This window comes from Mycobacterium rhizamassiliense, assembly GCF_900157375.1.
GTDB classification, from domain to species: domain Bacteria; phylum Actinomycetota; class Actinomycetes; order Mycobacteriales; family Mycobacteriaceae; genus Mycobacterium; species Mycobacterium rhizamassiliense.
Window position 1 is genome coordinate 1,819,181 of the sequence record NZ_LT721901.1, and the last position, 18,043, is coordinate 1,837,223.

Sequence of the window (18,043 nt, forward strand, 5' to 3'; positions counted from 1 at the left end):
ATGTCCGAAAACCCAGGGGACGCAGTCGATCCCGTCGCGGGAGCCCTACAGGCCTGGCAGTCGGCGCATGACGCGCTGGGACCACGACACGAAACGACGCTGACCGCGCTGCTGGCGTTGGCCGAGGCGCGGCAGAACGCCGGCGACACCCCGGGCGCCGTCCGTGACGCCGCCGCGGTGCTGGACGTTCGTCGCGAAGCACTCGGACCTGAACACCCAGAGACCCTCGTGGTGGCGGGCGCGGTGGCGCGGTGGCGCTTCTTGCTCGGTGACCCCGCGGCGGTTGACCAACTGCGCCAACTGCTTCCGGCCATGGTTCACGCGCTGGGCGTCGAGCACACCGACACACTGCGCGCGATCCATGTGGTGGCCTACGTCGAGTATCCCGACGAGGATCCCGGCAGCAGGCTGGTGCGCTGGGTGCGGTTGTGCGGGGCCGAGACTCGCGCGTTCGGCGTCGAGCACGAGGTGACGCTTTCGGCGGCCTACATGGTGGCGCAGGCGCGCTACGATCTCGGCGACCCGTTCGGCGCAAGCTCGGATGCGGTGTCCGTGGTCATGTACCGCCGACAACGCCTGGGCGAACACCACCCCGAGACCCTGGCCACCCAACTAACGCGGCTGGCGTGGCTCGGCGAAGCCACGGGCGCAACCACTTTCGTGCTCAAGAGTCTCGACGAGTTGATCACGGCGGCCGGCAATGCGCTCGGCCAGGACAACGAGATCACCCTGCAGGCGCGTTACATTCTGGCGCTGTGGACGCCGAGGACCGCGGGCAACGACGTGGACTGGATCTCCGAGTGGGAGCCGCTGGCCGACGACCTGGCCCGCGGCCTCGGCGACGAGCACCCACTGACCGCCGCCGCCCGCGAGCAACTGGCGGCGGTGCGCACCGAGTGGGAGCAGGACCTCGACGAGGTGCGCAGCCTCGCGTTCGAATTGTTCGTCGACATGGAATCCGAGGAGCGCGACGTCGACCAGCCCCCGGGGCGGGACTGGGGGGAACCGGGCAACCTCGACGACGACGCGGTCGACAAGGTGACCGAGGACGCCGACGACGAGCGCTCCCAGCGCGCCGACTTGATGGAAAACGTTGTGGCCGCGAAGAAGGCGTTGTCGCGAAGTGTCCGTGCCGCGGGCAATGACGCTCACGAGACCCTGCTGTGGCGCTACTTTTTGGCCTGGCAGTTCTGGGAGGGGCACGAATTCGAGACGGCAGGACAGCGCACCCGGCGGCTGATCGACGACTGCACGCGGCTGCTCGGCGGCGACCACGAGCTCACCGAGGCATCGCGAACGATGCTGCACTTCGTCGACACCCAAACCTGGACCGGCCTGCCCCTGTTCTGGGATGGCAGCGCAAAGGTGTAGCGCTACTGGGCGGGCTCGACCATGGTGAGCCGCGGCCCGACCACATCGTAGGAGAACCGAACCGGGGTCCCGTCATTGCGGCTCTGCTGCAAAATCGCAAGCCACGCAACGAAATTCGGGTCGTCGCGAACCAACCGGTAGATCGCCGCGTGCCGGCCGAACACCGCGGCGACCGGCGTGGCGGCGGCCTTCGGCCGCGGTGTGCAGCCCAGCAGCGCCGCCACCACCGCCATGATGATCCCCAGCCTTCTCATAGCGCCAGCGCCCCGTCCACCAGCTCATCGAATTTCTGCTGCGCTTCGTCGGATTCGGCGTCGATGCCGCGCAGCGGCCCGCGGTCGGCGAGGTAGCGCTGGGCGTGCAGCCGCGCGACGAGCGCCTTGCGTTCGCCGCCACGCTCGGTCCGCTCCCAGGCGGCCTGCTCGGTGAGCAGCGCGGCGGCGTAGACGTCGCCCATGAACTGGGCCAGCGGGAAAAGGCGCGCCTCGGCCACCGTGCGGTCCAGCTTGGTCCAGGCCGTGATCGCGGCGTCGAGATCCTCGATGCGGCGCGCCACCAGCGCGGTGGTCCCGTCATCATCGGAGACCGACACCGCGTCGTGCAGCCGCGCCAGCAGCGTCTCGTGGGCCTGGGTCTGCTCGATGCCGCGCCGCACGTCCAGGCACAGGATATTGTCGGGTCCCTCCCAGATCGTGTTGACCTGAGCGTCGCGCAAAAGCCTTGCCACCGGCCAGGTTTCGATATAGCCGTTGCCGCCGTGGATCTCGATCGCGTCCGACGCCGCGGTGATGCCCAGCCGGCACACCCGCAGCTTGGTGACCGGCACCGCGATGCGCTGCCGCAGGCCGCGGGGCTGGCGATGGTTGGTGGCCCCGATGCCGTCGAAAACCATTGCCTGCGCGGCCTCTACGTCGACGACCAACTCGGCCAGCTTGCGGCGCATCAGCGGCTTGTCGATCAGCGCCCCGCCGAACGCGTGGCGCTGCCGCGCGTAGCACAGCGCCTCGACCAGCGCGCGGCGCGCGTTGCCCAGGCCAAACAGCGCGATGCCCAGGCGCGCGGCGTTGGTCAGCTCCATCATCCGGCCCAGGCCCTTGCCGTCGGACGGGCCGCCGTCAGCGCTGGGCTCGCCGGACAGCAGGAACGCCTCGGCGTCGACGAACTCGACCTCGCCGGAGGCCACCGACTTCGTGCCGAGCTTGTCCTTGAGCCGGCGCACCCGCACCCCGTTGCGCGAGCCGTCGCGGCGGGTGCGCAGCACCAGGAAGTTCGCTACCCCGCGCGAAGAGTCCGGGGCGCCTTCGGGTTTGGCCAGCACGACGAACGCCTCGCCGGCGCAGTTGGACGCGAACCACTTGAAGCCGTTGAGCAGCCACGCGTCGCCGGTGCGGGTGGCGGTGGTCTCCAGCGCGCCGAGGTCGGAGCCGCCGGTGCGCTCGGTCAGCAGCTGCGCCGTCTCGCCTGCCCACTCGCCGGACGCGAACTTCGCCAGCACATGCTCGCGCACGTCGGCGGGCGCGTACGCGGAGACCAGCGACTGCACCATGCCGCCGCCGGTGCCCAGCGCGCAGCCCATGCCGATATCGGCCTGATTGAGAAGGTAATTCGACGCGAACAACGCCAGCCCCGAGCTCACCTTTGCCGCGCGGGCGTCGGTGCGCAGCGCCTGTTGCGCCTCCAGGACGGCCCGCTTCGACTGGGTGAACGAGTCGGGCATGACGACCCGGCTGACGTCGTGTCCCCACCGGTCGTAGCGTTCCAGCCGGGGTGGGTTGCGGTCGGTTTCGTCGGCCCAGCGGGCGACCGGACCGCCCATCAGTTCGCCGATGCGCTCCAAATGCGGCTCCACGACGGCCAATTCGTCAGGCCGCAGGTAGTAGGCCATGGTGAACTGGAGGGTGGGGTCGGTGCGATACCAATTCATCCCCACGGCGCCGCGATAGCTATCGGTCTGATACCGCTGCGCCTTGTCCGCGGTGGAGAAGGGCAGCCTGCGCGGCCGCTCGAAGGCCTCCTGCCCGTACTCGCTCATGATGCGACGGTATTACAGCGACGGCCCCGCGTGAAGACGCCGGGCGACCGCGGCGTGCATCTCACCCGACCCTAGGTGTTGCGTCCGCCGTTGACGCCGATGATCTGGCCGGTGATGTACCCCGCCTCTTCGCTGATGAGAAAGGAGCAGGTGGCTGCGATGTCGTCCGGGCGGCCAATTCGACGCACGGGGGTGGCGGCGATGATGTCGTCGAAGGTGTAAGTCCCGAAGTCGCCGCGCCGTTGGGCGTTGCGCAGCATGGGTGTGTCGACGAATCCGGGGGGAACAGCGTTGACGGTGATACCCATGGGGCCGTATTCGAGGGCTAGCGATTTTGTTAGCCCGTTGACGGCTGATTTGGCGGCGACATAGTGCGATTTCATCGGGGTGCCGGAGTGAGTACTCGAGGACGAGATGTTGACGATGCGACCCCAGCCCAACCCGATCATGCCAGGTAGTACTGCTTGGGTGCAGTGAAAGACTCCGTTGAGGGTGACGTCGATGACGCGTTGCCATTCTGTAAAACTGATGTCGAGGAACCGCGAAAAGCCTTCTGCGCCTGCGGCATTAACCAGAATGGCGATGGGTCCGAGCGTCCGTTGGATGTTATGTACCGCGTCGCCGATTTGGCCTGGATCCGTGACGTCGACGGTGTGGGAATGCCCGCTGTCCGCGGGTTTGACGTCGAGTGTCGCGACTCGATGCCCGTCTCGTATGAGGCGCGCGGCGATCGCTGCGCCGATGCCCGAGCCTCCACCGGTGACGAGAGCTACGCGTGTGGCCATTCCTTCTCCTGATTGACTTGCGGCATTAGCGCTTTGGTGTGGGGCCGCGCAGATCGAGTGTGCGGCGGCCGGCGTCAATAAGCTGCCGACACAGGGCATCATCGTCAAGGTCTGCCGGCGCGGTGGACGCGGCACCGGCCATTCCGGTCAGCACCATCGTGGCATAGAGGGTCGCCTGGGTTCCCTGCTGTGTTGCTCCGAGCAAGGCGAGTTGTCGGTCAATAAGGGCGTTCCATAGCGGGTGATTTCGTAGGACCCCACGCACGCTGGGGTCGAACGTGGTCACTGCGGTCAGGGCACGATTGCGTGCGACAACGCTGGCGTAGCCGGCAAGCATGGCCTCGGCGCGGGCGCGCGCTCCACGCTGCGCTTCTGCGGCGTCGACGACCGAACCGATCTCTCGCTGAACAGGGTCCATCAGTGCCATCAACAGCTGATCGCGCGTGCGGAAGTGATAGTAAATCGCTGCCTTGGTCAGGCCGAGCTCGTCGGCGATCATCTGCAACGAAGTGCCCGCGAATCCGTATTGGTTGAACAGGCTCATCGCCGCGATCAGCAGGCGGCGCCGGGTGGCCATCGGCAAAGCTGCGGTGTCGGCGACCGTAGTGTTCATCGATGCCCCTCTCGACCCGACGGCATGCATCCCACAGGAATACTAGCTGATCGTAAAGTAATTTTGAATTATACGGTCAAGAAGCCTTTACTTTCTGATCGGCCAGGAGTTATTTTGCGAGTAGCTGCGGACACAGGACAGGAGGACTGAGGATGGCCCATTTCCCCAAGCCGAGCGAGGGATCGTGGACTCAGCACTATCCGGAGCTGGGCACCGGGCCACTGTCCTTCGAGGATTCGATCGACCCCGAATTCTTCGAGCTGGAACGCAAAGCGATCTTCGAGCGCGCCTGGCTCAACGTCGGCCGGGTCGAGCAACTGCCAAAGAAGGGGAGCTACTTCACCAAGGAGATCGGCGCCGCGCAGACCTCAGTGGTCGTGGTCAACAGCGGCGACGGGCGGATCCGCGCTTTCCACAACATGTGCCGGCATCGGGGAAACAAATTGGTCTGGGACGACCACCCGTGGGAGGAGACCAGGGGCACGTGCCGCCAATTCGTCTGCAAGTACCACGCCTGGCGCTACTCGTTGGACGGAGACCTCACGTTCGTGCAGCAGGAGTCGGAGTTCTTCGAGCTCGATAAGTCTGACTATGGATTGATGCCCGTGCAGGTCGATGTGTGGGAAGGCTTTGTCTTCGTCAACCTGAACCCCGCCAACACCACGTCGCTGATCGATTTCCTCGGGCCGCTCGCGCAGGGCCTGGCGGGCTATCCCTTCGGGGAGATGACCGACACATACTCGTATCGTGCGGACGTCAACAGCAATTGGAAGCTCTACATCGACGCTTTCACGGAGTTCTACCACGCGCCGATCCTGCATGCGAAGCAATACACCCCCGAGGAATCACGCAAGCTGGCCGGTTATGGGTACGAGGGGCTGCACTACGCGATTCACGGCTTACACGCGATGCAGTCGTCCTGGGGTGGGATGGCCCCGCCGAAAGATCCGATGATGGTCAAGCCCATCGAAAGAGCCTTGAGGAGCGGCAATTTCGGCGCATGGGACAAACCCGACATTCCAGCCCTACAGAATCTACCGCGCGGAATCAACCCCGGGCGCCACAAGCAGTGGGGGCTGGACTCGTTCTTGTTCTTCCCCAACTTCATGATCGTGGTGTGGGAGCCGGGCTGGTACCTCACCTACAACTACTGGCCCACCGCCTACAACAAGCATATCTTCGAAAGCTCACTGTACTTCGCACCGGCCAAGACGGTTGGCGATCGGCTGCGCCAGGAACTGACCACTGTCACGTTCAAGGAGTTCGGGCTACAGGACTGCAACACCTTGGAAGCAACCCAGACCATGCTGGAATCGCGCCGTGTCAAGCGATTCCCGATCAATGATCAGGAGATCATGATCCGCGTCCTGCATAAGTCCGTCGCCGACGAGGTCGCCGCGTACCAGCGGGACACAGCGGGTTCGCCGGTACCCGTGTCATGACCATTACCGCAGGATTACCAGCAAGCTCCACGGGCCAGGTACCGCTTCGAGCGCGACAAGCGTTTGCGCACAGAAGGTTCCAAACAGTACGTAGAGCTCGGCGATCAGTTCGCAAAATGCGCCGAAGTCAGCACCTGCGCGACGTTTGTCTGAGATGACGAACCATACTCAGCAACTCAAGCGGCTGTTGGACCGCGATCAGATCCGCGACTGCCTCGCTCGGTTGGCCCGTGGTGAGGATCGGCGAAATTCGGAACTGATCACAGGAGCGTACTGGCCGGCGGCCGTCATTGACTATGGCATCTTTAGCGGCACGTTGGAGCAGTACCTTGCTTGGGTCGTTCCGGGTTCGCCGGATATTCCAGTGACACAACACTTTTTAGGTCAAAGCCTCATCGACTTACATGCCGACACCGCATTCGCGGAGACCCATATGTTCGCCTATCACCGCATCGCCGGGCCTGATCACCATCGAGACGTCGTCATCGGCGGGCGTTATCTGGACTGGATGGAAAGCGTCAGCGGAGAATGGCGAATCGCGCAACGCACCATCGTCTACGACTGGTGGCAAGACTTCGGTGAGTCCGCGGATTGGGCAATGGGTTTGATGGGGATGCCCTTCGGCCATGCTCACTATACCGGCCGCGCAATCGCCGATCCGAGCGAGGATTTCTTGGGCGACTGCTGGACCCGAAAGGCACTGTCACGCAATGACTGACCTGGCAGGCAAAGTCGCCGTCGTTACTGGTGCCAGCCGCGGCATCGGCAAGGGTATCGCCGTCGCCCTCGGCGCTGCGGGTGCCACCGTCTATGTCACGGGCCGCACCGTGACTCCGGGTTCACATCCGCTGCCGGGCACTATCACGCACACCGCCAGCGAGGTTGCGCGCCGCGGTGGTGTCGGTGTCGCGGTTCAAGTCGACCACGCCAGCGATACGCAAGTCGCGAGCCTTTTTGACAGGGTCCGCGATGAACGGGGCAGGTTGGACATCCTGGTGAACAACGCCTTCGCGTTGCCTGAGGACCTCACCGACGCCAAGCCGTTTTGGAACAGGCCGCTCACTGACTGGGCGATGGTTGAGGTCGGTGTACGCTCGAGTTTCGTTGCCGCGCATCATGCCGCTCGCATTATGGTGTCCCAACAGTCGGGATTGATCGTGGCCACGTCCGGCCATGTTGGTGTCACCTACACCTACGGCGTCGTGTTCGGGCTGTGCAAGGCCGCAGTGGATCGCATGGCACGCGACATGGCTATCGAACTTCAACCGCACAATGTCGCGTCGTTATCCCTATGGCAAGGCTTGACATTCACCGAGCGCGCCCAACGCAACCTTGCCGACAACCCTGAAATGACCCGATCGACCGTCACGAACCCCGCAGTGGGATGCTCGCCCGAGTTCCCCGGCCGCGTCATCGCCGCACTCGCCGCTGATCCCGCGATCATCAAGCGCTCCGGCGGGACCTTTATCACCGCAGAGCTCGCCGATGAGTACGGAATCACCGACGTGGATGGCCGGCGTATCCCGTCGCTCCGGGCCGAGCGAGGCGCCCCCATTTGGAAACCCATCGCGGAGAACCAATATGAACAGTGACCGACAGGCACGACTCGACCGGCTCCTCGACCAGCGGGATATCCTGGATTGCCTGGCCAGGTTCAGCCGCGGCATCGACAGGTTCGATAGGGACCTGTTCCTGTCCGCTTTCCACCCCGATGCCGTCATCGCGGCCGGCGCATTCGTGGGTGGCCCAGCCGATCTCTACGACTGGGCATCGGCCATGCACGAGAGGGATCAGATCGCTACCCAGCACAACCTGCTGAACAACACCTGCGACATCGCGGACGACACCGCGCACTGCGAAACCTACTACTTATTCGCCGCCCGAAACCGTGACGACACCAATTGGCTCGCGGGCGGTCGATATTTCGATCGTCTACAAAGGCGTGACGAACAATGGCGAATTCTCCTGAGAACCAACGTAATCGAATGGTCCGGCACGGTTCCCAGCATGCCGATACCGTTCGCCGACGTTCCAGACATCAACCGTAACGGCGCGCCTCGACGTGACACCACAGATCCGTCCTACCAACGCCCACTGACCAACCACCGACGACACAATCTGCCGTGAAAGGAACGCGATGACTGCCGGGAAGACGGCGAGGACCTATCGGGTGGTGCAATGGTCGGCCGGCCGCATGGGGAAGAAATCCATCCGGGGCGTCGTGGCGCATCCCTATCTGGAGCTGGTGGGTCTTTACGTCTACTCCGACGATAAAGAGGGTGTGGACGCGGGAACGTTGGCCGGCATCGAGCCGCTGGGGATCGCGGCCACCCGCGATATCGAGGACGTCGTGGCGCTGGCCCCGGACTGCGTGCTCTACATGCAGGAAGGCTTCGACCTTGACGACCTGACGCGACTGCTGGGGGCAGGTGTCAACGTCATCACCACCCGCAACGAGTTCTTCTACGGCCCCGCCATGGACCCCGCGATCCGCGCGCGCATCGAGGCGGCCTGCCACACCGGCGGCACCTCGATCCATGCGACCGGCAGCAGCCCCGGCTTCAGCACCACCACGATGCCACTGACCCTGCTCAACCCGATGCGCCGGCTCGACGAACTCACCATCGACGAATACGCCGACATCCCGGCCTCCGTAGAGCCCCCGATGATCAAACGCATGGGTATGGGCGCCCCGGTCACCGGCACCACCCTGGACCCCGCGATGCTCGCCCCCGCCGTCATCGGCTACCAACAGTCCATCGTCGCGCTGGCCGACGCGATCGGCTGCCCGCTCGACGGGTTCGAGGTCCGCGGAGACATCGCCCGGGCCACCCAGCCGCACACCCTGTCCGACGGCTTCGTAATCGAACAAGGAACGATGGCCGCCCAGCGGTTGACCGTCGCGGGCATGCGAAATGGCAAGGCGTTCATCTCCTTTCGAGCGCATTGGTTCTGCACTCAGCATCTTGACCCGGACTGGGGCATCGACGGCGAGGGCTGGCTGTTCACCACCACCGGAGACGCGCCAATGCAGGTCCGCGTCACCTACGGGCGCACCGACGAGGGGTACTCCGAACACCTCGCCGGCTACACCGCGCACCCCGCGGTGAACGCGATCCCCTACGTCGTGGAGGCGACACCCGGAATCGTCACGATCTTCGACCTACCGCCCATCATCGCCCACCTTGGCCCGAATTAACGCGCGCGCTTTCGGCCGTGGGTCGCCGCGCTCGACGAACACCCAGACGCCCGTCGTCCCGGGGCGCAGGGTTTCGGTGACGGTCACGGTCCCGTTGCCTGCCCCGTCGAGGTCGAGGCCGCCGAAGGCGGTACCGGGGTCGCCCGGCCCGCAGGTCGCCGCCTGCGGGCGGGGCTCCTGGATCAGGCCGACGTCGAAGTGCGTCCCGGGGTCGGGGCTGTCCGACAGGTGCACCTCGGCGCTGGCGGTCGATCCGGAGTGCCGGACGATCGCGGTGCCGGTGCCCAGACCGGTCTGCGGCACCCTCGGGCCGGTGGTGACCAGGCTGAAATCGCAGCGCCGTATGCTGCTGTCCAGCACCACGATCATCCCCGATTCAGCCGCGGCCCTGGTGATTTCGAAGTTCGTCACCGGCATCATCGCCGCGGCAAGTGCGGCCCCGTATGCGCCTATGCGCGTCCACGTCTGCATCGGGTCACCTCTCTTGGTGTTAGCTGCATCACAGCGGAATAAGTATTGACCCGAATTCGCCAGAAATAAACCGCTGACAAGGAATTACTCGAACGTAAATAAGCGGAACTATTCGACCGTTGCCGAATTGCTCTAGGGCGGCCAATTGGATTTGTCGGCGGTTTCGGCCGCCACGGAGGTCGCCGGGGGTTTATCGTGCCTCCAGACGGTTCTCCGACAGGCCCCCGGGAGGTGCTGTGCAGGACGGGACGCCGTATGGGCGGTATCGACTAATCGAGGCGATCGGCCACAACGAAAACGGTGAGACCTGGCGCGCCTTTGACACCGTCACCCAACGCGAAGTCGCCATCACGGTGGTGGCCGATGACGGCGGCGCCACCCTGGCCAAGCCGATTCCCCAGGGCTACGGCGGATCCGGCCCGGCGCTCGAATACCCGGCGCACGCACCGGAATCCGGCTTCGTCGTCGAATATCCGGTGCAGTGGGCCAGCGGCTCTTTCCCGACCGGCCAGGGCCAGGAGGCGAACCGGGACGACCCGACGCCGGCTCCGGTGCAGAAATCCCGCAAACGGTTGATCGCATTGTCCGGCGCCGGGGCCATCGTGGTCGTCGCGGCCGTCGTCGCCGGCTACCTACTGGCGGGGCAGGGCAAGCACGGCGGGACGCCGCAGGCGGCTTCCAGCAGTGCGGCGCCCGCCAACCCGGCAAGCTCGGGCCCCTTCACCGGAACCTTCGCGGTGAAGGTCACCGCCGCCACCCTCACGGGCGGGGGCCCCATGCAGGGTTCCGACGCGAGGGCCTACACGGACACCTGGAATCTGCGTTCGGCATGCAGCGCCAACGGGTGTGTCGCGACCGCGACGATGGGTAACTTCGAGGTCTCCGACATGGTGTTCGACAACGTCGGCGCTCGATGGTACGGCGTCGCCATTTCACACATCGAGTGCGACCGGCCGAATGACGAGGCGTGGAATGTGGTTTCGCTGACGCAGCAGCCGGACGGGACCATGTCGGGCGAGGTGACCCGGGCGACGGCGAACGGCTGCTTCACCAGACGCATTGCGACGCTGACCAAAACGGGCGACACCGACGTCACGAAGCTGCCCGACCCCACCCACCTCGACCCGCGCACGGTGTCGCCGGCCGAGGCCCTGCACGGCAGGTACGCCGGCCAGATCACCTATGCGAACGGCTATCAGGCGGCGGTCGCCAGTTACGGTGTGCGCACCGACTGCCTGCGCGCCGGCGACCGCTGCATGAGCATGTTCATCAAAGCCAACGGCAGTGAGCAGGCCTACGTCTTCGCGAACGGCGGATGGAACCGCAACGAAACCTTCGACACCCCTTGCTCGTTGGGCGGTTCCAACCTGTCCACCTACACCGCCACGCTGGGCCTGCCCCAACCGCCGCAGAATCCCGTCGCGTCGCTGCTAGGCCACGGCTATCAAGCGGTGATATCCGGCACGGGCGTGCGCTGCCATAGCCAGGCCTACGACCAAAGGTTCACGCGCACAGGCGATTAGGGCTTGATCCGGATCTGCCCCGGCGACCACCAGCCGAAGCGCGTCGCGGTGCCCAGGTCGAGCTGCGCCGGGTGGGCATCGGCGATGGTGTCGAACTTGCGCAGCGAGCCCCAGTCGCGGCCCCAGTCATGCGACAGGTACGTGGACATGACGTGGGCCCGCAGCAGCAGGTCGGTGATGCCCAGCAGGCCGCCGTTGACGCCGTCCTCCCAGGTGTCGGTGTCCATCTTCTTCGCGTTGTAGTCCGGCGTGATGCGGAAGTTCGGGATCTCGGTGACGCCATTGACATGCAGCATCGGCTGCTGGCACGGGAAGGCCAGCCCGACGGCCCAGTCCATCAGCACCGGCTGCGTGGAGCCGACGTACTCCTGCAGCGAGCGCAGTTCCGGCACCCGCGGCGGGGTCACCGCGATCCAGTCGTCGGGTGTCAGGGACAGGTCGTCGGCGATCACCCGGACCGCGACGGTGTCGGCGGGCATCTGGGCGCGCGGGAAGCGCAGGTTGCGCCACACCTTCGGCTGCTCGCCGTACAGGTCGAAGGGCGCGATGCGACCGGCAGGCACCACCTCGCCGCCGGGACCGGGCGTGCCGTATTCCAGCACCACGTTCTGCCCGTCGGTGTGGTGGTGCAGGACGCTGTTGCCGGCGATCGTGCCCGCGGCGGTCACCACCACCAGGGGATGCCCGGCGTCGGCCTTCGGCAACTGGTACCACGCCGACGCCAGCCTGCTCTGCCGCTGCGGGCCCGCGGTGTAGCTGCCCGCCACCGGGACCCGGGCGGGGTCCAGGCCGTAGGGCAGGGGCATCGTCGACCCGTTGACGCCCGGCGCGGCCAGCTTGGTCGGCCCGTACCAGTCGTAGTCGGTGCCGGGCTGCGGGACGGAAGTCTCGCGGACCGCCTCGGCCAGGGTGCGCTCCGGTAAACCGTTGGGGCTGAAGCCCGTTGGGTTGACGCCGCCCAGCGGCCCCAGCGGGCCGTAATTGTCCGGTAGCGGCGGCATGAAACCGGCGTTGCTGTCCGGCTCGACCAGCACGTCGTCGGCCAGGCCGCAGCCCCCGCTGAACTCGCGCAGGTTGTCCCAGGCGTTGGAGTAGGTGGGGTATTGGCGCACGATGCCCGCCGTCATCGACCCGACGAACACCAGCGCCATGAACCCGGCCGCCAGCGGGACGGGCGCCGCCGTCAGCGCCCGGGCCAGCCGGCCCTCGCCGTGGTCCCGGGAGACGAAATGCAGATACGCGGCGTAGCCGGCGACGATCACGAACAGCGCGAAAAACATTGCGCTGACGCTGATTCCGCCGATCTTCGGCATCGTGCTGTTGAACGGCACGCCGTAGCTCGAGACGTACCACCAACCGTTGGTGGTGGCGAAGCACAGCGCCAGCACGAACAGCAGCCCCGCCAGGAACGCCATCCGGTTGCGCGACCAGCGCAGCACCTCGTGCGACACCAGGACCGTCGTCAGCGCGGCCATCGCCGCGCCCACCGCGGCGAACAGCCCGAAGTGGTGCACCCACTTGGTGGGGGTGAACATCAGGAAGAACATGGTGCCGAAGATGACGCCCATCAGCCGCCACGCCGGGCCGCGGGCCACACCCGGAACTCGCTTGCGCCGCAACATGATGAACAGCGCCGTGAACAAGCACAGCGCGGTGATCAGGAACCCGAACCGCCGCGACAACGAACCGTCGACGGTGGGCAGGATCAGGTAGTAGTAGCGCAGGTTCTCGGTGTACCACGCCTGGCTTGGCCCGATCGCTGTGCGAATCCTGGTGGCCTCCAACACCGTTGACAACGTCTGGTCGGCAAACACCACGGTGAGGATCACGAAGCCGGCGGCCAGCATCGGGGCCACCAGCGGCCAGGTCCCGACCAGGCGATGCCGCTTGACCAGGATGCGCAGGATCGGGCGGCCACCGGCGACCAGCGCGGCCACCGCGATCAGGCCGGTGGGCTGCACGCCCAGTGTGAACGCCGCGGTCACCACCGCCAGGGCCGCCGGGGTCAACCGTGAGGCGCACATCGAGCGCTCGATCAGCACGTAGGTGATCAGCGAACCGAGCGCGATGATGGGTTCGGGCCGCAGGCCGTTGTCGAACGGCATCCACGCGGTCAGCAGCACCAGGCCCGCGGCCCAGTTCGCGGCGCTGCTCTTGGTGACCGCCGGTCCCAACCGGGGCAGCACCTCGCGCGACAGCAGCAGCCAGCACACCAGCCCGGCGATCAAGTCGGGCAAGCGAATCCACAGGCTGTCGTCGCTGACGCGGGTCATCACCGCCAGCAGGTTGTAGTACCAGCCGAAGGGGTCCTCGGGGCTGCCGAACCAGCGGAAGTAGTTGGACATGTAGCCGGCGCGGTCGGCGACGCGGGCCATGCCCAGGATGTAGCCGTCGTCAGACGAGTTCGCCCCGATCACGTGCCACAGCACGAACCCGAAGGTCACCGTGGCGTCGGCGAGGGTGAACTTCTTCCAGCGGGTCGGGATCCACCGGTGCATCCGGCGGCCGTCGAGCTGGTCCAGCCGCCACAGCGCGACCAGCGAGACGATGGTCGACAGGATCGCGCCCACCATCGCCAGCAGCTTCAATGTGGTTGGGGTGGTGGAGAACCGGGTGTCGATGGTGGCCGAGAACTTCAGGTCGGGCGGCGCCGGACCAGTCAGGTCGGTGAACACCCCGACGATCTGCGGGCGCAGGTTGGGGTCGTTGAAGCCGCCGGACTGCGGCTTGCCCGCCGCGTCGGTCAGCCCGACGAACGTCGCGAAAGTGCCAGCGCGCGTAGATGTTATCTCGATGCGCTGACACTGCGCGGATTCCGCCTGCTCGCGTGACACGCTCGCGATCACCACGTTGCGGTCGGTGACGTCGACGCGCTTGCCGTTGACCACGACGAACAGCGCGTTGAGCGCCGCGTCCTTGCCCTTCTTGGGCGCCGTGCTCAGCACGACGCCGCCGTCGGCCGGCAGGCCGCGGACCACGGAGCACGGCGCGCTGGCCGTCACGTCGACGGGGCTCAGCGAAATGAGCGGGGCCGTAACGTTATTGAGCTGGCCGTTCTGCGGCCAGCTCAGCGTCGCGGTCGTCTGCACCACCGGCAGTAGCGGAGTCGCGACCGACAGCACGAAGCCGATCAGCCCGGCGATCGTGGCGACCCACCGGGTGACCTTGACCCTGTCCCGGGTGCGGGTGACTGTTTGTTCTTCAGTGACGGTCATGGCAGTGCCCGAATCGGTCCTTGGCGGCTCCAGCCGTACATGGTCATCACGCCCTGTTCGATGGCGGCGTCGGGGGCCTGATCACTGGGCACCAGCGGGTAGTACTGCTCGACCGATCCCCAGTCGCGGTACCAGTCGCCGCGCAGGTACGCCGAGATCGTCGAGGTGCGCAGCAGCGTCTGGGTGAACAGGAACGGGCCGCCGGTCTCGCTGGCTTCCCACCCGTTCGACGACGCCGCCGTCTGCTTGTGGTCGGGCAGGATGCGGAAGCCCGGAAGTTCGGCAACGCCAAGGTGTTCGGCGAACGGCCGCTGGCACGGGAAGTTCGCGGCGGTCGCGATGTCCATCAGCACGGGTGTCTGCGATCCCATCGTTTGCTGCAGGGTCTGCAGCACCGGGACTCGCGGCGGCGTGAACGCGAACCACTGGTCCTCGCTCAGGTTCGGGTCGTAGGCGACGATGCGCGCCACGTTGGCCTCCGGCGGCGCCCAGGTCAGCGGGAACCGCAAGTTGCGCCACGCCGGCTCCGGTCCGATGTCGATGGGTTGCACCTCGCCGAGCGGCTGGGTGGTCCCGTCGGGTCGGGCGACACCCCACTGCAGTTTCAGCGACTGCCCATAGGTGAAGGTGCCGTCTTCTTTGTACGACCAGATCGCGCCGGCCGCCGACACCACGACGAGCGGACGGTCGGCGGTGCGCGGCGGCAGCTGGTACCAGGACGAGGTGGCGGTGGCCGCCAGCGAGTTCTCGCCGTAGCTGCCCATCACCGGCGTGCGGGCCGGGTCGAGGCCGAACGGCAGCGCGATGTTGGACCCGTTGATCCCGACGGGGCCCTTGCCGCCGGCGGTGCCCGCGGAGTCACTCATCGCGGCGTTCGGCTTGTTGGGCGACGCGTCGGAATTGACCACGCCCGGTTTGGTCACCACCGGGTACGACCGCAGGTCGTTGCCCACGCCGTCGGGCTTGAAGCCGACCGGGTTGACCCCGCCGAGCGCGCCGTCGGGCCCGAACGTCTGGCCCGGAACAGGTTGCAGCAGGCCGACATTCGGGTCGGGTTCGGTCAACACGTCGTCGGCCATCGCGCAGCTGGTCGGGGCGAGGCCCGATTCCAGGGCCGTCAGGTTGGCCTTGGCGGTGGTGTATAGCGGGTAGCGGAACACCGCACCCTTGGCCAGCGAGCCGACCTCGCCGAGCACCATGATCGTCGCGACCACCAGCAGGGGAGTGGACGCCAGCACGCGGTTGCGCCGGCTGTCCTTGACCTCGGTGTGCCCGGAGTAGTCCATCCGGAAGTGCTGCCAGGCGCCCAGCAGGCCGGTCGCGATCGACAGCGCCAGGAACATCGACGTCACCGGGTGGCTGGCGACGACGGGTTGGATGTCGAACCACGGCACCCCGTAGTTGCCGACGTAGAACCATCCGTTGATGCCCGAGGTGGCCCACGCCAGCACGAACAGCAACGCGGTCACGTACAGGGTCAGGTTGCGGCGGCTGTGCAGGCCGATCCGGGCGTAGGCGAATGCGGTGACCGCGCCCAGCGCGCCGGCCAGCCCGGCGAACGCGCCGAACTGGATGGCCCACTTCGTCGGCGTGAAGTGCAGCAGCAGCAGGCCGAGCGCGGTGGTGCCGATCAGCCGCCACACCGGGCCGCGCGCCAGCCCCTGCACCCGGCCGCGCCGCAGCAGCGCCACCAGCACGCCGATCAGGCATAGCAGCAGCACCAGCACGGCGAAGCGCCGCGTCATGGACCCGTCCGCGTTGGACTCGACCGTCAGGAAGTAGTAGCGCAGGAAGTCCTGGTACCACGCGATCGTCGGGCCGACCTTGTACTTGATGCGGGCCGATTCGGCGACGGTCGCCAGCGTCTGGCTGCGGAACACCACGACCAGAAGCAGCGACAGCGAGGCGGCCAGGACGGCCAGCGGGGCCAGCAGCCCGTCGGTGTCGCGGCGACGCCGGATCGTGCCGGCGATGGCCCGGGCGCCGGTCAGCAGCGCGCCGACGGCGATCAGTCCCTGCGGCGCCAGCGTCACGGTCAGCATCGCGACCACGATGGCGATCGCGGCCGGGGCCAGCCGCCGCAGCGCGATCGACCGCTCGACCAGGATCCAGGTGACGATCACGCCGAGGGCGATCAGCGGCTCGGGCCGCAGGCCGTTGTTGAACGGCAGCCACGCGGCCAGGAACACCGCGCCCGCGGTGAAGATCGCGACCCAGTTGACGGCCAGGCCGCCCTTGCCGGGGCCCAGCCGCCGCAGCATGCAGTGGCTGATGATCAGCCAGCAGCCGATGCCGGCGAGCAGGGCCGGCAGCCGCATCCACACGCCGGCGGTGCTGACCGCGGCCAGCTTGGCCAGCACCGCGAAGTACCAGTCGAACGGCGCCTCGGTGGTGCCGAAGTAGCGGTAGTAGTTGGCGACGTAGCCGGCCTTCGGCGCGACCCGGGCGATCGTCAGGTTGTAGCCGTCGTCCGACGAGGTGGCGCCGATGACGTGCCACAGCAGCAGCGTGCCGATCACCGCCGTGTCGGTCAGCAGGGTCGCGGCGCCGATCCGCCGCCGGCCGCGGTCACCGCGCTGGCGATACCGGGACAGCCAGCCGACCGGGGAGCGCCAGTTGATCAGCGTGGTGCCACGGCTGTGCCGGTCCAGCACGGCCAGCGCGAAGATCGCGACCACCACCGCCAGCACACCGACGGTCATCCCCAGCTTTTTCAGCATGGTGGGCGCGGTGATGAAGCGGGTGTCGATGTCGACGCGGGCCGACAGGCCCGGCTGGGCGGGCACCTTCAGGTCGGTGAAGATCCCGCCGACTTGCGGCTTCTTCTCGGCGGGCAGCACCCCGGAGGCGCCGGGGATGCCGACGAAGTCCGCGCCTGCCGCGCCCGCGTCGGCCCAGACGTGCAGCACGCTGCAGGCCCCCGCAGTGACGGCCGAGCGCTGCGCGACGGTGGCCACGGTGTCGCGGAACGCGACGACGACGACGTCCTTGTCGGCGCGGACGAACAGCCCGTTCTTGCCGGGGTCCACGCCGCCGGTCGGCAGCGTCGAGACCACCAGCCCGCCGCTGGCCGGCAGGGTGGCGATGGCCGGGCAGGGAATGGAGATGTCCAGCGCGCGGGGCGCCCCGGACACCAGCGGAGCGGTGATCTGGCTGACGTGCCCGTCCACGGTGCCCTGCGGCCACAGCACCGTCGCGGTGGTCTGCCGAACGGGCAGCAGCGGGACCAGGACGCAGAGCAACAGGCCCACGGTTCCTGCGACGAGGGCGACCAGCCGCGGCAACCGCTGCGATCGCTCGCTTTCGTCGTGGGGCACGGGGTCCGATGGTAAGCGACGGGGGTGAGCGCGGTTCGGACGCGGGGCCGCGCGACGGCCGTCGGCCCGGTGCCC

14 protein-coding genes are annotated in these 18,043 nt (G+C 67.0%); 7 read left to right on the forward strand and 7 right to left on the reverse strand.

The features are described from left to right. Window positions 1-1,371, forward strand: coding sequence for a tetratricopeptide repeat protein (locus MRAB57_RS08775; protein WP_077087214.1), 1,371 nt, complete (start codon window positions 1-3; stop codon window positions 1,369-1,371). Window positions 1,372-1,373: 2 nt separating this feature from the next. Here MRAB57_RS08775 and MRAB57_RS08780 read toward each other — a convergent pair whose 3' ends face one another. The 4 genes from MRAB57_RS08780 to MRAB57_RS08795 all read right to left on the reverse strand — a co-directional run bounded on the left by MRAB57_RS08780 (window position 1,374) and on the right by MRAB57_RS08795 (window position 4,801). Next, window positions 1,374-1,625, reverse strand: a complete 252-nt coding sequence (locus tag MRAB57_RS08780; RefSeq protein WP_077087215.1) for a hypothetical protein — start codon at window positions 1,623-1,625, stop codon at window positions 1,374-1,376. Beyond that, the gene (locus tag MRAB57_RS08785; protein ID WP_077087216.1) at window positions 1,622-3,403 is read right to left on the reverse strand and encodes an acyl-CoA dehydrogenase family protein; all 1,782 of its coding nucleotides are present in this window, start codon (window positions 3,401-3,403) and stop codon (window positions 1,622-1,624) included. Before MRAB57_RS08785 ends, MRAB57_RS08780 begins: the two co-directional genes overlap by 4 nt. Before the next feature lie 71 nt (window positions 3,404-3,474). Then, window positions 3,475-4,188, reverse strand: a complete 714-nt coding sequence (locus MRAB57_RS08790) for an SDR family NAD(P)-dependent oxidoreductase (RefSeq protein WP_077087217.1) — start codon at window positions 4,186-4,188, stop codon at window positions 3,475-3,477. Between the two features lie 25 nt (window positions 4,189-4,213). Then, window positions 4,214-4,801 carry a TetR/AcrR family transcriptional regulator gene (locus MRAB57_RS08795; protein WP_077087218.1) on the reverse strand — a complete coding sequence of 196 codons (588 nt, stop codon included), beginning with the start codon at window positions 4,799-4,801 and terminating at the stop codon, window positions 4,214-4,216. 152 nt (window positions 4,802-4,953) lie between these two features. On the opposite strand from MRAB57_RS08795, the gene MRAB57_RS08800 reads away from it, so the two are divergent. The 5 genes from MRAB57_RS08800 to MRAB57_RS08820 all read left to right on the forward strand — a co-directional run bounded on the left by MRAB57_RS08800 (window position 4,954) and on the right by MRAB57_RS08820 (window position 9,442). Continuing rightward, on the forward strand, window positions 4,954-6,243 hold the full coding sequence (locus MRAB57_RS08800; protein ID WP_077087219.1) for an aromatic ring-hydroxylating oxygenase subunit alpha: 1,290 nt from the start codon (window positions 4,954-4,956) through the stop codon (window positions 6,241-6,243). A 154-nt stretch (window positions 6,244-6,397) separates the two neighbouring features. Next, window positions 6,398-6,961: a nuclear transport factor 2 family protein gene (locus MRAB57_RS08805; RefSeq protein WP_077087220.1), complete on the forward strand. Its 564-nt coding sequence runs from the start codon at window positions 6,398-6,400 to the stop codon at window positions 6,959-6,961. Further along, window positions 6,954-7,835 (forward strand): SDR family NAD(P)-dependent oxidoreductase, encoded by an 882-nt coding sequence (locus MRAB57_RS08810; protein WP_077087221.1) that lies wholly within the window; start codon window positions 6,954-6,956, stop codon window positions 7,833-7,835. The genes MRAB57_RS08805 and MRAB57_RS08810 overlap by 8 nt, the downstream gene beginning before the upstream one ends. Further along, window positions 7,825-8,370 (forward strand): nuclear transport factor 2 family protein, encoded by a 546-nt coding sequence (locus tag MRAB57_RS08815; RefSeq protein ID WP_077087222.1) that lies wholly within the window; start codon window positions 7,825-7,827, stop codon window positions 8,368-8,370. The genes MRAB57_RS08810 and MRAB57_RS08815 overlap by 11 nt, the downstream gene beginning before the upstream one ends. A 10-nt stretch (window positions 8,371-8,380) precedes the next feature. Next, entirely contained in the window at window positions 8,381-9,442 is a 1,062-nt protein-coding gene (locus MRAB57_RS08820) for an NAD(P)H-dependent amine dehydrogenase family protein (protein ID WP_077087223.1), read from the forward strand. Here the strand turns inward: MRAB57_RS08820 and MRAB57_RS08825 are convergent. After that, on the reverse strand, window positions 9,407-9,913 hold the full coding sequence (locus MRAB57_RS08825; protein WP_077087224.1) for a hypothetical protein: 507 nt from the start codon (window positions 9,911-9,913) through the stop codon (window positions 9,407-9,409). The two genes, MRAB57_RS08820 and MRAB57_RS08825, sit on opposite strands and share 36 nt — an antisense overlap. A gap of 236 nt (window positions 9,914-10,149) precedes the next feature. Here MRAB57_RS08825 and MRAB57_RS08830 point away from each other — a divergent pair, with 236 nt between their 5' ends. Then, window positions 10,150-11,436 carry an Rv2253/PknI dimerization domain-containing protein gene (locus MRAB57_RS08830; protein ID WP_077087225.1) on the forward strand — a complete coding sequence of 429 codons (1,287 nt, stop codon included), beginning with the start codon at window positions 10,150-10,152 and terminating at the stop codon, window positions 11,434-11,436. Here the strand turns inward: MRAB57_RS08830 and MRAB57_RS08835 are convergent. Both MRAB57_RS08835 and MRAB57_RS08840 read right to left on the reverse strand, forming a co-directional pair. Next, window positions 11,433-14,651 (reverse strand): arabinosyltransferase domain-containing protein, encoded by a 3,219-nt coding sequence (locus MRAB57_RS08835; RefSeq protein WP_077087226.1) that lies wholly within the window; start codon window positions 14,649-14,651, stop codon window positions 11,433-11,435. The two genes, MRAB57_RS08830 and MRAB57_RS08835, sit on opposite strands and share 4 nt — an antisense overlap. Further along, window positions 14,648-17,968, reverse strand: coding sequence for an arabinosyltransferase domain-containing protein (locus MRAB57_RS08840; RefSeq protein WP_077087227.1), 3,321 nt, complete (start codon window positions 17,966-17,968; stop codon window positions 14,648-14,650). The genes MRAB57_RS08835 and MRAB57_RS08840 overlap by 4 nt, the downstream gene beginning before the upstream one ends. Window positions 17,969-18,043: the final 75 nt, after the last annotated feature.